The sequence below is a fragment of the Arthrobacter sp. BK1 genome (genome assembly GCF_056680055.1).
Genome location: NZ_CM155263.1, coordinates 1,642,930 through 1,654,846, shown reverse-complemented (window position 1 = coordinate 1,654,846; position 11,917 = coordinate 1,642,930). Strand labels below are relative to the sequence as shown.

At 65.9% G+C, this 11,917-nt stretch carries 11 protein-coding genes and 1 pseudogene; 4 read left to right on the top strand and 8 right to left on the bottom strand.

Annotated elements, in window-relative coordinates:
* Positions 1–250: 250 nt before the first annotated feature.
* Positions 251–1,180: a hypothetical protein gene (locus AC1MCA_RS07290; RefSeq protein ID WP_479802301.1), complete on the bottom strand. Its 930-nt coding sequence runs from the start codon at positions 1,178–1,180 to the stop codon at positions 251–253.
* A gap of 148 nt (positions 1,181–1,328) precedes the next feature.
* Between AC1MCA_RS07290 and AC1MCA_RS07285 the strand changes: the two genes are divergently transcribed.
* Together AC1MCA_RS07285 and AC1MCA_RS07280 are read left to right on the top strand one after the other, a co-directional pair.
* The gene (locus tag AC1MCA_RS07285; protein WP_181365168.1) at positions 1,329–1,628 is read left to right on the top strand and encodes a type II toxin-antitoxin system VapB family antitoxin; all 300 of its coding nucleotides are present in this window, start codon (positions 1,329–1,331) and stop codon (positions 1,626–1,628) included.
* Positions 1,621–2,292 carry a LytR C-terminal domain-containing protein gene (locus AC1MCA_RS07280; RefSeq protein WP_479802299.1) on the top strand — a complete coding sequence of 224 codons (672 nt, stop codon included), beginning with the start codon at positions 1,621–1,623 and terminating at the stop codon, positions 2,290–2,292. The genes AC1MCA_RS07285 and AC1MCA_RS07280 overlap by 8 nt, the downstream gene beginning before the upstream one ends.
* 18 nt (positions 2,293–2,310) lie before the next feature.
* Here the strand turns inward: AC1MCA_RS07280 and AC1MCA_RS07275 are convergent, their stop codons facing one another.
* The gene (locus AC1MCA_RS07275; RefSeq protein WP_479802297.1) at positions 2,311–2,952 is read right to left on the bottom strand and encodes a TetR/AcrR family transcriptional regulator; all 642 of its coding nucleotides are present in this window, start codon (positions 2,950–2,952) and stop codon (positions 2,311–2,313) included.
* 38 nt (positions 2,953–2,990) lie between these two features.
* A pseudogene (locus AC1MCA_RS07270) lies at positions 2,991–3,710 on the bottom strand (DsbA family oxidoreductase); the annotation flags it as partial.
* Positions 3,711–3,878: 168 nt separating this feature from the next.
* Here AC1MCA_RS07270 and AC1MCA_RS07265 point away from each other — a divergent pair.
* Both AC1MCA_RS07265 and AC1MCA_RS07260 read left to right on the top strand, forming a co-directional pair.
* On the top strand, positions 3,879–4,997 hold the full coding sequence (locus AC1MCA_RS07265) for a glycosyltransferase family 4 protein (protein ID WP_479802295.1): 1,119 nt from the start codon (positions 3,879–3,881) through the stop codon (positions 4,995–4,997).
* 18 nt (positions 4,998–5,015) lie between these two features.
* A complete protein-coding gene (locus AC1MCA_RS07260; RefSeq protein WP_479802293.1) occupies positions 5,016–7,238 on the top strand; it encodes an amylo-alpha-1,6-glucosidase in 2,223 nt (740 codons plus the stop codon).
* Here AC1MCA_RS07260 and AC1MCA_RS07255 read toward each other — a convergent pair.
* The 5 genes from AC1MCA_RS07255 to AC1MCA_RS07235 are packed head-to-tail and all read right to left on the bottom strand — an operon-like array spanning position 7,179 to position 11,886.
* The gene (locus AC1MCA_RS07255) at positions 7,179–7,712 is read right to left on the bottom strand and encodes an N-acetyltransferase family protein (RefSeq protein ID WP_479802291.1); all 534 of its coding nucleotides are present in this window, start codon (positions 7,710–7,712) and stop codon (positions 7,179–7,181) included. The two genes, AC1MCA_RS07260 and AC1MCA_RS07255, sit on opposite strands and share 60 nt — an antisense overlap.
* A gap of 28 nt (positions 7,713–7,740) precedes the next feature.
* On the bottom strand, positions 7,741–8,736 hold the full coding sequence (locus tag AC1MCA_RS07250) for a sugar phosphate isomerase/epimerase family protein (protein ID WP_479802289.1): 996 nt from the start codon (positions 8,734–8,736) through the stop codon (positions 7,741–7,743).
* Between the two features lies 1 nt (position 8,737).
* Positions 8,738–9,991 (bottom strand): Gfo/Idh/MocA family protein, encoded by a 1,254-nt coding sequence (locus tag AC1MCA_RS07245; RefSeq protein ID WP_479802287.1) that lies wholly within the window; start codon positions 9,989–9,991, stop codon positions 8,738–8,740.
* A 9-nt stretch (positions 9,992–10,000) separates the two neighbouring features.
* A complete protein-coding gene (locus AC1MCA_RS07240) occupies positions 10,001–11,131 on the bottom strand; it encodes a Gfo/Idh/MocA family protein (protein ID WP_479802285.1) in 1,131 nt (376 codons plus the stop codon).
* The gene (locus tag AC1MCA_RS07235) at positions 11,128–11,886 is read right to left on the bottom strand and encodes a sugar phosphate isomerase/epimerase family protein (RefSeq protein WP_479802283.1); all 759 of its coding nucleotides are present in this window, start codon (positions 11,884–11,886) and stop codon (positions 11,128–11,130) included. The genes AC1MCA_RS07240 and AC1MCA_RS07235 overlap by 4 nt, the downstream gene beginning before the upstream one ends.
* Positions 11,887–11,917: the final 31 nt, after the last annotated feature.

The window sequence follows — 11,917 nt, the reverse complement described above, 5'->3', positions numbered from 1 at the left end:
CAGCCGCGCCTCAGCTGCCGGAGATGTCACCTCCGTATGGCTCCGTACTTCTACGGACGCCTGGCCACCGTAATAAATCTCGTCCTGGACCGGTGCTTCTGTAATGGTTGTCTCCGTCGCGGCTAAATGGTAATGGTTCTCTCTTGAATAATAGCGGCACCGCCAAGCGGCGGGCCCCAAGCGGGCCCCAAGGGGGCCCCAAGCAGGCCCCAAGCAGGCCCCAAGCGCGGGAAAGCTGCCGGGGACGGACTCAGCCTGCCGCCGCTTCCCGCCAGCTGCGCAGGAAGGCGCCGCCGGCGTCGTCGTGAATCACGTCTTCGCCGAGCCCCAGATCCGTGGCCGTCAGCACCTCGTAGGGCTTCACCGGGACCCCGTCCGCCGGGCGGACGTCGACGTGCTTTACCGGGTGGTCGTTGTGGTGCAGCCAGTCCGCCATGGCGTAGTCGGTACGGGAATCACCCACGGTCCGCCACGCCTGCGGGGTGATCCCCTGCGCAGCCAGGAGTTCAACGGCACGGCTGGCGCCCAGGTCCTTGCCCAGCCGCACTGACTCAATGTCCGTGGAAATGATGGTGGGGTCCACCCGGTAGTCCACCTCGTCGTCGGAATTCGGCTCATGGTGGTCCAGCCGGACCACACCGAGACCGTGCCTGGCCATCAGCTCCATGGCCTCGGCGTCGAAGAGCTTCTGTTCGGCGAGGTATTCAGCGGACGCTACCTCGATGTGCTGCTCCACGGATACCATGGCCCGCTTGGTTTCATCGAAGAACATGTGCGCCGAAAAGTCCTCGGCGACCAGCCTGCGGACGTCGTCGCCGTAGGCCTGGGGTACAGCCAGCTCGTGGTCCACATGGATGGGGCCGGGCCCGGCAGCGGTGTAGCTGAACCAGACTGCACCCTTTTCGCAGATGGCGTGGATGATGGTTCCCGCGGGAATGCCGGCGGCAATCATCGGTTCCATCACCTGTTCCCTGATGAAGGCATCGGAGCGTCCGGTGTTAAAAACCACCGGAATCCCGGCCGCAGCAAGGGCCACCAGGTCTGCGATGATCTCCGGTTTCACGTCACGGGTCACCGGGCTGGCCACCGGGCCGTCGACGTCGAGCAGGAGGGCGAGGGGCGGGGCGGACGGCAGGCGGACGCCCGGCGTGGAACCGGCAGGGAACTCGGGTGCAGTCATGGCTCTATTCTGTCAGCCGGCCGCAGTCGTGCCGGCGCCGGCGGCCCAAGTCCCCGGGATGTGACGGATGGTCACTGTTTGGCTACAACCTGAGGGCTCCGCGGGCCTGACACTTCTCTTGGGAAGCCAACATGCCTAGTGTGGCATGGTGATCTTCAAAGCTGTGGGCGAAGGACGCCCGTACCCCGACCATGGCTACAACACGCCCAAACAATGGGCATCGCTACCGCCGCGCCCCGTCCGCCTTGACGAATTGGTGACCACCAAGCGGACCTTGGACCTGGAAGCGCTCCTGGCCGAAGACTCCACCTTCTTCGGGGATCTCTTTCCCCACGTGGTGCAGTACCAGGGCACCCTCTACCTTGAGGACGGGCTGCACCGGGCTGTGCGCACCGCGCTGCACCAGCGGACTGCCATCCACGCCCGTGTGCTGGTGATCGATGGCTAGGAAACTCAAGGACGTCAGCGTCCTGCACGGCCACCACGTAGTGACCGGGCCCGAGTTGCGGGCAACCTTTGAGGCTGCGGGGGATCCTGACGACCCCGCCCGGCTGCGCCGCCGGGTGGTGCACGGTGTCGTGCTGGTACTCCTGCTGGGCCTGATCGTGGGCGCGATCATCACGGCAGTGGCCATTGTGAGCGGCCAGCTCCGGATTCCGGCCACCGAGGCCAGCGATGAACCTGCGTCGATCTGCCCGGGTGCAACCTTCGATTACACCCCCAACGAGCAGATCAACCTCAACGTCTACAACTCCACCAGCCGGCCGGGCCTGGCCAGGACGGTGGCCGATGACTTGCTCGGCCGGAAGTTCGTGGTGGGGGCCGTGGCCAACACTGATGCCGGCTACCGGGGAGTTGCCGCGGTGGTGTCCGGGGCAGCCGGGCAGTCCGCTGCGTTCAGCGTCCAGCGGAACGTGCCCGGCTCGGATTACTTCCAGGACGGACGCACTGACGCCAGCGTGGACCTGATTCTTGCAGGGGATTACCAGGCGCTTGCCGCGGCGGACCAGGTGGACCAGACGCCCGGGCTGTTGAGTTGCCCCCGGGAAAGCCGGCGCATCGCGGACGACGCCAAGTGGCCGGTCATTCCGACGGCGGGCCCCACACCGTAGAAGCCTTTTTCCTGGGGATCAGGAAAGCGGGAGGCCGACGCGCTGGGGAGTGCCGTCGTCGTCGAACCTCGCGCCGGCACCCAACAGGATGAAGCGCACAGTCCGGGTGATCCGTGCCTCCAGTTCAGCGGGCTCGTTGCTGCCGCGCGCTGCACTGGAGGACAGCGTGCCGTGGATGAGCTGCGCCTGCTGGCTGATATCGGCCTCCGGCAGGTAACCCTGGGCCATGGCGTCACGCAGGATGCCCTGCAGCATGATGCTCAGCTCGCCCACGTGGTCGGCCAGTTTGGCAAAGGACGACGGCGACAGTACCGCCGCCATCGCAGGTCCCGGCGGCAGATGGCGGCGGCTCAGGTCCTCCACCTGGGTGCGGACGTACAGCGCCAGCCGCTCCACGGGATTTTCGAGCCGGGCCAGGGATTCCCGGAGTTCGGCGAGGAACCGCTCAGTCTCATCCAGCGCATAGGCGATCAGGAGCTCTTCGATATCGGCGTAGTAGTTGTACACCGCGGTGCGCCCCACTCCGGCATGCCGGGCAACGTCCGTCATGGTCAGCCCCGGGAGGCCGTGGGAGAAGAGGAGTTCGCCGAAGGCTGTCAGGACCCGGCGTTGCGTCTCGGCGCGTTGCGCGGCATTGGTCGCCGCCGAAATCCTGGGCATGCAGACACTTTACCGCGATGTGTCAGTAAAATCTGGTATCAGACAGCGCAGCCGTCCGGGCCGCACGCTTCGCCGTCCGCAGAGTTGACCAGTACCAGTGGATTGGCGTCCTGCCAAGCCTGGTTCAGGGCTGCGGTGAACGTCTCGGCGGGCTGGGCGCCGGAGAGCCCGAACTTGCGGTCGATCACAAAGAACGGGACGCCGCTGATGCCCAGGGCCCGGGCCTCCGCGAAGTCGGCGCGGACGTCGGCGGCGTACTTGCCAGTGGTGAAAAGCGCAGCCACTTCATCGGCGTCGATTCCCAGCTCACGGCCCAAGGTGGTGAGGTATTCAGTGCTGCCGATGTCCTGGCCATGCTCGAAGTGGTCGCTGAGCAGGCGCTCCTTGGCCGCGTCCTGCTTGCCATGGGCCGCAGCGAGGTGGATCAGCCGGTGGGCCGTGAAGCTGTTGGCCACCACAACCTTGTCGAAGCGGTAGTCCAGGCCCTCGCCCTTTGCCTGCTCCGTGACATGGCTGAACATCTGCGAGACCTGTTGCGGGGCCATGCCTTTAAGGGTGCTCAAATAGTCGAGCTCCGTGCCGTCATAGTGCTCCGGAAGGGTCGGGTCCAGCTGGTAGCTGCGCCACGTGACCTCCACGGAATCGCGGTGCGGAAACCCGGACAGGGCGGCTTCGAAACGGCGCTTGCCGATGTAGCACCAGGGGCACGCGACGTCTGACCAGATCTCAATCTTCATGTCAGCCACAACTGCGCCCCTTCGGTGGCCATTCCCGAGGCCGTTGTTTGATTCGTCACACCGGGGGGCTTGAGGGACTTGTCAGGGTGCCTCCCGTGGGGAGATAGTCGGAGTAACAGGTTAAGCAGACGCCTAGGAACGTTCAGTTGCCAGGTCGGGGGACCTTGGACTGTCACCCCGGAGGCACGCATGCGGATAGGACTTGTAGCTGCACCATGGATTCCGATCCCCCCCATCGGATACGGCGGCATAGAGAGGGTTGTTGACTCCCTTGCCCGTGGTTTTGTCGCGGCGGGTCATGAGGTGCTGTTGGCGGCATCGTCGGACAGCACCTGCCCGGTACCGCGGGTTCCCGGCATGAGGCCGTCAGAGCCGGCGGAACTCGGGTTCACCCTCTCGGAACTCAGCCATGTCATCCGGGCGTATGAAGGCCTGGGCGACGTCGACATCATCCACGACCACACCTTGGCCGGACCACTGTGTACCGTCCGGCGGGGAGCCCCGCCGGTGGTCACCACCATCCACGGACCCCTCATCCCGGCGTCGGCCGATCTGTACCGCGCCATGGCGCGCGACACCGCCATCATCGGCATTTCGCGTGACCAGACCTCCCACGTGCCTGACGTCCCTGTCACCCGGGTGATCCACCACGGAATGGACGTCGCTGCCGTTCCCGTCGGTCCGGGGAAGGGCGGCTATGCCTGCTTTGTCGGCAGGATGTGCCCGGACAAAGGTGTGCTCGAGGCAATCCACATTGCCCGTGCGGCGGGCATTCCGCTGCGACTTGCCGCCAAGATGCGCGAGCCGGACGAGATTGAGTACTTCCGCTCCACCATCGAGCCGATCCTGGGCACCAACGAGGAGTTCCTCGGCGAACTGGCGGACACGGACAAGTACCGCCTGATGGGTGACGCGATGGCTTTCCTGAATCCCATCCAATGGTCCGAGCCGTTCGGCCTGGTGATGATTGAATCCCTCTCCACGGGTACTCCCGTGGTGGGCACGCTGATCGGGTCCGCGCCCGAAATCGTGGACCACGGAAAGACAGGCTATCTGGGCTCAACAGAGGAGCTGCACCGCTTCCTTCCGCTGGCCGCATCGCTGGACCGGGCGCACTGCAGGGACCGGGCCCTGAAACTGTTCAGCACTGAGAGGATGGTTGCAAACCACCTGGACCTGTACGCGAAACTGCTGGAAAAGAGTCAGCTCCCAGGGGTTCCGGATGGTTCGCACTTGCACCAGAATCGAGTACGGGGAACCGTCATCCGGACGCCGGAACCGAGCCCGATCACCACCCGGCGGCCATGAGGTAAGGAGAGCACCTAAATGACCGCCTGGAACGCCGACACGGAAGCCGATATCGGCGGAGCCGACGCAGTAACCCTCGTGGAAGGGTCGTCGTTCTGCATTTCTGCCCACAGCGGCGACATCAGTTCTGAGGGCGGTACCAACGGTGCCTTTTACCAGGACACCCGGATTGTGTCCCGCTGGGTTTTGCGCATCAACGGCGCACTGCGCGAACCTCTCGTGGCGCATCGTCCCGACGCCTACGAGGCCACCTTCGTGGGCCGGGCAAAGTGGCCCGACGGCCGGTTCGACAGCCCGCTGGTTGTCCGCCAGGACCGCCACATCGGACCGGGCCTGCAGGATGACATCACCCTGGAGAACTATTCCGCGGAGAGCGTCGACTGCGAGATCGAACTCCTGGTGGATGCCGACCAGGCTGACCTTTTCGATGTCAAGGGTGGCCGCCTGAGCACCGAGGCCACCCTGACGAGGAGTGTCCGCGACGGCGAGCTTCTGGTCGAAGCGGTCCGTGACGGCCAGCGCCGCGGGTCAGCGGTACGTGCCGCGGGTGCAGAGGTCACTGAGGACGCTTTGCGTTTCCGCGCAACCATCCCGGCAAGGGGCAAGTGGTCCACATCAGTCATTGTGGTCCCCCTGATCAACGGCGTGGCTCCCAAGGAGCCCTTCACGGAGGCCGGGCTGCCCCGGCACCGTGAGGGCGTGCAGCGGCACCTGGCGTGGGAGGAAAATGTCCCGCGGATCTCCGTGGAAGACAGAAACATTGAAGAAACCCTGCTGAGGAGCCAGGCGGATCTGGGATCGCTGCGGATTTTCGACGCCGAACACCCCGACCGTGCGGCCGTTGCCGCCGGTGCACCCTGGTTCATGGCGCTCTTCGGGCGCGACTCACTGCTTTCCTCGTACATGTCCCTGCTGGTCGATTCGACGCTGGCGGTCGGCACCCTCCAGACGCTGGCTTCCATCCAGGGCACCAAGGTGGACGATGATTCCGAAGAAGAGCCCGGCCGCATTCCGCATGAAGTCAGGCTGGGCGTGACGGCCGGGATGGCTCTGGGCGGTACCGCGTATTACGGCACTGCAGATGCCACGCCGCTGTTTGTCAGCGTCCTGGGCGAGCTCAGCCGTTGGGGTCTGTCCGATGACATCATCGAATCCCTGTTGCCGCATGCCGACCGGGCCCTTGAATGGATGGAGAAGTACGGGGACCGTGATGGCGACGGATTTGTGGAGTACATGCGTCCGAATCCGCATGGGCTGCTGAACCAGGGGTGGAAGGATTCGTGGGACGGGATCAACTTCGCGGACGGGCGGATGGCAGAGCCTCCAATCGCGTTGTGCGAGGTCCAGGGGTACGTCTATTCCGCCTATGTCGCCCGCTCCCTGCTGGCACGCTCGGCCGGCGACACCGAAAAGGAGTCCTACTGGGCTGAGCGCGCTGCCACGCTGAAAAAGACCTTTAACGAGAAGTTCTGGCTGCCGGACAAGGGCTATTTCGCCGTGGCACTGGATAAGGACAAGAACCCCGTTGATGCATGTACGTCGAACATGGGCCATTGCCTCTGGGTGGGCATAGTCGACGAGGATAAGGCCGCGTCGGTGGTGGAACACCTGATGTCGCCGGAGATGTTCACCGGTTGGGGGATCCGCACGCTGGCTTCGGACATGGGCGCGTACAACCCGGTGAGCTATCACAACGGATCGGTCTGGCCGCACGACTCGGCACTCGTGGCGACCGGCCTGATGCGCTACGGTTTTGTGGCCGAGGCCAAGCGGCTGGCCCGGGGAATTTTTGATGCGGCAGCCCATTTCGATGGTCAGCTGCCGGAACTGTTCTGCGGGTTCGACCGGTCCGAGTTCTATGGCCCGGTTCCGTATCCGACGGCCTGTTCCCCGCAGGCCTGGGCAGCTGCGGCACCCATCCAGCTTGCCCGGATCCTGCTGCGCTTCGATCCTGACTTCACCCGCGGGGTTGTCCATCTGGCGCCCATCCTTGCTGAGGATAAGGGTGACTTCAGGGCCGAGAACGTCCGCCTGGGGCACGCCCGGATCACCATCAGCGCGAACCGCACCGAGGGAAGCATCGAGGGTCTGCCCGCGGGACTGAAGCTTTTGAAGGAGCCCCGGCCACCGCTGGACGAACACCTGGGCGGGCGGCCCGGCGACGAGGGGAGGGCCGCCGTATCAGGGAACAGCGCGTTCCAGGACAAAATCGTGTTCCACGGTGGTGCCCAGCCGGAATGACTTGCTTCCCACCTTGCGGAAGCCTGACTTTTCGTAGAAGCGGATGGCGCGGGCGTTCTGGCTGTTCACGCCCAGCCAGACGCCGGCCGCCCCGGTTTCCGCGGCGGCCTGCAGGCTGGCGTGCATCAGTTCCGCCGCGGCGCCCAACCCGTGGTGTTCGGGGTGGACGTAGCACTTGCTGAGCTCGACGGACGGCAGCAGCTTCAGCGCCGCGGTCACATCGGGGTCCTGGGTGGGCCGGTTCGCCAGCAGGCTGTAGCCGCGCAGGCCGCCGTCGGCGTCGATGACCAGGATGGTGACCGCCGGGTCCGCGAGATAGTCCCGGAAGTGCCTCTCGCTGAGCGTATTGGCCAGGTGGGCGGCAATATCTTCCGGTGACGCCGACGGCGGGCAGGCGAGCGGAAAGGTGACGGCCGCGAGGGCGGCAAGCGGGCCGGCGTCGTCCGCTGTTGCCTTCCGGATGGTGTGGGTCATGCACGCATTCTAAATCCCGCGCCTGGCGTTACTGCTTGAAGGCGGCGTCGAAGGAGGTGTTCGAGGCCGGGAAGTCGAACTTCTTGAGGGCGGCGAGGGCTTCGGGGGCGCCGTGGAGGCGGTCCATGCCGGCGTCCTCCCATTCGACGGAGATGGGGCCGTTGTAGCCGATGGCGGCGAGGGCGCGGAAGGATGCTTCCCAGGGGACGTCGCCGCGGCCGGCGGAGACGAAGTCCCAGCCGCGGCGGGGGTCGCCCCAGGCCAGGTGGGAGCCGAGGACGGTGTTCCGGCCGGTCTGGCGAAGCTTGGTGTCCTTGCAGTCCACGTGGTAGATCCGGTCCTTGAAGTCCCAGATGAAGGAGACGGGGTCGATGCCCTGCCACATCATGTGCGAGGGGTCCCAGTTCAGGCCGAACGCCGGACGGTGCCCGATGGCTTCGAGGGTGCGGACGGTGGTCCAGTAGTCGTACGCGATCTCGGAGGGGTGGACTTCGTGGGCGAAGCGGACGCCGCATTCGTCGAAGACGTCCAGGATGGGGTTCCAGCGGTCGGCGAAGTCCTGGTAGCCGGCCTCGATCACGGCGGCCGGGACGGGCGGGAACATGGCCACGTATTGCCAGATGGAGGAGCCGGTGAATCCGACGACGGTGTCCACGCCGAGTGCTTTGGCGAGCCGGGCGGTGTGTTTCATTTCCTCGGCGGCGCGGGTGCGGACGCCTTCGGGGCCGCCGTCGCCCCAGACTTTTGCCCCGACGATGGCTTCGTGGCGGAAGTCGATGGGGTCATCGCAGACGGCCTGGCCCTTGAGGTGGTTGGAGATGGCCCAGACTTTGAGGTTGTATTTGTCCAGGACGGCGAGTTTGGCTTCGACGTAGCCGGGTTCGTCCCAGCGCCAGGCGTCCAGGTGGTCCCCGGAGACGGCGATTTCCAGGCCGTCGTAGCCCCAGCCGGATGCCAGGCGGGCGACTTCCTCGAAGGGGAGGTCGGCCCACTGGCCGGTGAAGAGGGTATAGGGGCGGGGCATGTCAGGCTCCTTCTGCGGGTGCGTTGGCTGCGGGTGCGTTGGTCGCGGGTGCGTTGGCGGCGGCCTGGGCGGCGCGGGCCAGTTCGATGATGGTGCTTTTCGTGGCAGCGGATTCCTCGACGGCGGCCAGGATGCGCTGGACGGCGAGTCCGTCCTCGAACGACGGGGAGGGCGGGGTGCCGTTTTCGATGGCCAGCAGGAAGTCGCGGGCCTGGTGGGTGAAGCTGTGTTCCCAGCCGATGATGTGGCCCTGCGGCCACCAGGCGTCCAGGTAGGGGTGTTCGGGTTCGGTGACCAGGATCCGGCGGAAGCCCTGTTCCCGGGCCGGTGCGGTGGCGTCGAGGAAGCGGAGTTCGTTGAGGTTTTCGAGGTCGAACATCAGGGAGCCCTTGTCGCCGTAGATCTCCAATTGCAGCGAGTTCTTCCGGCCGGTGGCTACCCGGGATACTTCCACCGAGGCGATCGCCCCGGACGCGAGGGACAGCGTTGCCCAGGCGGCGTCGTCGACCGTAACATCCTCCAGCCCGGCAGCGGGACCGCTCGCGTTGGGGCGGCGGGTGGTGAACGTGTGGGTCCGGCCGGAGACTTCGGTGGCCGTGTCCCCGAGCAGGAACAGGACCTGGTCGATGGCGTGCGATGCGATGTCCCCGAGCGCCCCGGACCCCGCCGATTCCTTCCTGAGCCGCCAGGTCATGGGCGTTGTTGCGTCCGCGAGCCAGTCCTGGAGGTAGGCGGCGCGGACATGCCGGACGGTCCCCAGCCTGCCTTCGGCGATCAGTTCCTTCGCCAGGGCAAGGGCGGGGACCCGGCGGTAGGTGAACCCGACCATGGACTGGACGCCCCGGGCCCTGGCGTTCTGGGCCGCGGCGGCCATGGCTTCAGCCTCGGCCAGGGTGTTGGCGAGCGGCTTCTCCAGGAGCACGTGCTTGCCGGCTTCGAGCGCGGCGATGGCGATCTCGGCGTGCAGCCAGCCCGGCGCGCAGATATCGACGATCTGGATGTCGTCCCGTTCCAGGACAGTGCGCCAGTCCGTGGCGGTCTCAGCCCAGCCGTACTTCCCGGCGGCTTCGGCCACCCCGGCGGCATCCCGGCCCACCAGGACTTTCTGCTCGAACGCCGGCACGTTAAAGTAGCCGGCAACGTTGCGCCAGGCGTTCGAATGGGCCTTGCCCATAAACGCGTAGCCGATCATCGCCACACCCAGTGGTTTTGCGTCCGGCTGCGGGGTGGTGGGGAGTGAATCCGGTGGAGTCATGGTGAATTCCTAAAGGGTGGCTGTTTCCGGCGCCCAGTCCTCGGGGACAGCCGGGGATGCGGGAGCGGAGCTGTTGACATCCACGAACGTGCCGGAGTCCATTGACTCGGTGATCGAGACCATGGAATCCAGGACGTGGTAGGCGAGGTCTCCAGTGGCGCGGTGGGGGACGCCGGCGCGCAGTGAACGCGCCATGTCCAGGACGCCCATGCCGCGGCCGTTCGCCGGACCCGTTGCCGGAACAGTGGTCCAGTCCTCGTCCCCGGCCCGCCAGAGCCGGAGGTCGCCGTCGAAATGGTTGGGATCCGGCAGCGAAAGCGTGGCCTCGGTGCCGGTGATTTCCACGAAACCCATGCGGACACGCGGCGATTCGAAGGAGAAGACACTGTGGGAGGAGGCGCCGTTTTCGAACTGAGCCATCGCGGAAACGTGGGTAGGCACGTCCACGGTGAATTCCTCGCCGGCCTTGGGGCCGGAACCGATGACGCGGACCTCCTTGGATTTGGATCCGACGGCGGCCACCTTGCGGATGGGGCCGAACGTCTGGACCAGGGCGGTGAGGTAGTACGGGCCCATGTCGAACAGAGGGCCGGCGCCGGACTGGAACAGGAAGGCCGGGTTGGGGTGCCAGGATTCCGGGCCGGGCGTCTGGAACGTGGTCATGGCGGTCAGCGGAGTGCCGATGTCGCCGCGCTCGATGATCCGCCGCGCCGTCTGCAACCCTGCACCGAGGAAGGTGTCCGGGGCGCAGCCAAGACGGATCCCGGCGTCGTCGGCGGTCTTCAACAGACCCAGGCCGGACTCACGGTCCAGCGAGAACGGCTTTTCCGTCCAGACATGCTTGCCAGCCTTGACGGCGGCAGTGGCAACCTCCACGTGGGCCGCCGGGATAGTCAGGTTGACGATGATTTCGACGTCGGGGTGGTTCAGTGCGGCGTCAACGCCGCCCCACTCCGGGATGCCGTATTCCTTGGCACGCGCCTGGGCCGCCTCTTCGAACAAGTCGGCAATGACGAGCACTTTGAGGTCGGGGAAGACAGTGAGGTTGTCCAGATACTGCTTGCTGATGTTTCCGGCCCCGATGACGGCGACGCCCACCGGCCCCCGGCCCGAGGCTGCGCCTGTACCTGCCGGGCTCATGCCTTGCCGCCCTCGGCTGCGGAAGCGTCGGCGGCGTTCAGGAAGGCGAGGCTCTCGGCGATCCCTTCGAAAATGTCCCCGTCATAGTCATCAAACTCCACCACGCCGGTCTCCAGGGATTGTGCCGCGGCAATGACATCCAGAACGGCAACCTTGCCCTTCCCGGCGGGCTGCTGGGCCTTGGTGTCGGTGGTCAGCGGCCCGTCCTTGATGTGGATGAGCTTCACCCGGTCCCCGAGCTTGCCCAGGATGTCCACGGGGTCCTGTCCGCCCACGGCCACCCAGTAGGTGTCCACCTCGAGGACGAGTTCGGGGTCCAGGAGATCGGCGAAGTACTCCAAGGCCGTGCGCCCCTCGATGGTGGACTCCAATTCCCAGGCATGGTTGTGGTAACCCACTCGGATGCCGTATTCAGCGCCTTTTTTGGCGGCGGCGTTGAGTCCGGCTGCGGTGGCCTGGATGTCCTCAGCGGTCTGCCAGCGCTCGGCCGCTATGAACGGATCAATGACGGTGCTGATGCCCAAATCCCTGGCTGCGGCGAAGATTTCATCCTGGTCCTGGCTGAGCAGGGGTGCGTGGCCGGACGGCGCGGTGAGGCCGTTCTCCTTCAGGGCAGCGCCAAGTTCCTTGGCAGTGGCGACGAAGTTGTACGGCTCCACCTGCGTGAAGCCGATCCCGGCCACCCGCCGGATGGTGCCCGGGAGGTCCTCCTGGATGGCAGCGCGCAGGGTGTACAGCTGGAGTGAGTACGGCAAGGGGCTCTCCTGAAGTGACGACGATTTCCCC

What these genes read in the sequence shown, in the direction of transcription:
- AC1MCA_RS07290 (WP_479802301.1), bottom strand. Translation starts at nt 1,180, where the DNA reads ATGACTGCACCCGAGTTCCCTGCCGGTTCCACGCCGGGCGTCCGCCTG.
- AC1MCA_RS07275 (WP_479802297.1), bottom strand. Translation starts at nt 2,952, where the DNA reads ATGCCCAGGATTTCGGCGGCGACCAATGCCGCGCAACGCGCCGAGACG.
- AC1MCA_RS07280 (WP_479802299.1), top strand. Translation starts at nt 1,621, where the DNA reads ATGGCTAGGAAACTCAAGGACGTCAGCGTCCTGCACGGCCACCACGTA.
- AC1MCA_RS07250 (WP_479802289.1), bottom strand. Translation starts at nt 8,736, where the DNA reads ATGCCCCGCCCCTATACCCTCTTCACCGGCCAGTGGGCCGACCTCCCC.
- AC1MCA_RS07265 (WP_479802295.1), top strand. Translation starts at nt 3,879, where the DNA reads ATGCGGATAGGACTTGTAGCTGCACCATGGATTCCGATCCCCCCCATC.
- AC1MCA_RS07260 (WP_479802293.1), top strand. Translation starts at nt 5,016, where the DNA reads ATGACCGCCTGGAACGCCGACACGGAAGCCGATATCGGCGGAGCCGAC.
- AC1MCA_RS07245 (WP_479802287.1), bottom strand. Translation starts at nt 9,991, where the DNA reads ATGACTCCACCGGATTCACTCCCCACCACCCCGCAGCCGGACGCAAAA.
- AC1MCA_RS07240 (WP_479802285.1), bottom strand. Translation starts at nt 11,131, where the DNA reads ATGAGCCCGGCAGGTACAGGCGCAGCCTCGGGCCGGGGGCCGGTGGGC.
- AC1MCA_RS07255 (WP_479802291.1), bottom strand. Translation starts at nt 7,712, where the DNA reads ATGACCCACACCATCCGGAAGGCAACAGCGGACGACGCCGGCCCGCTT.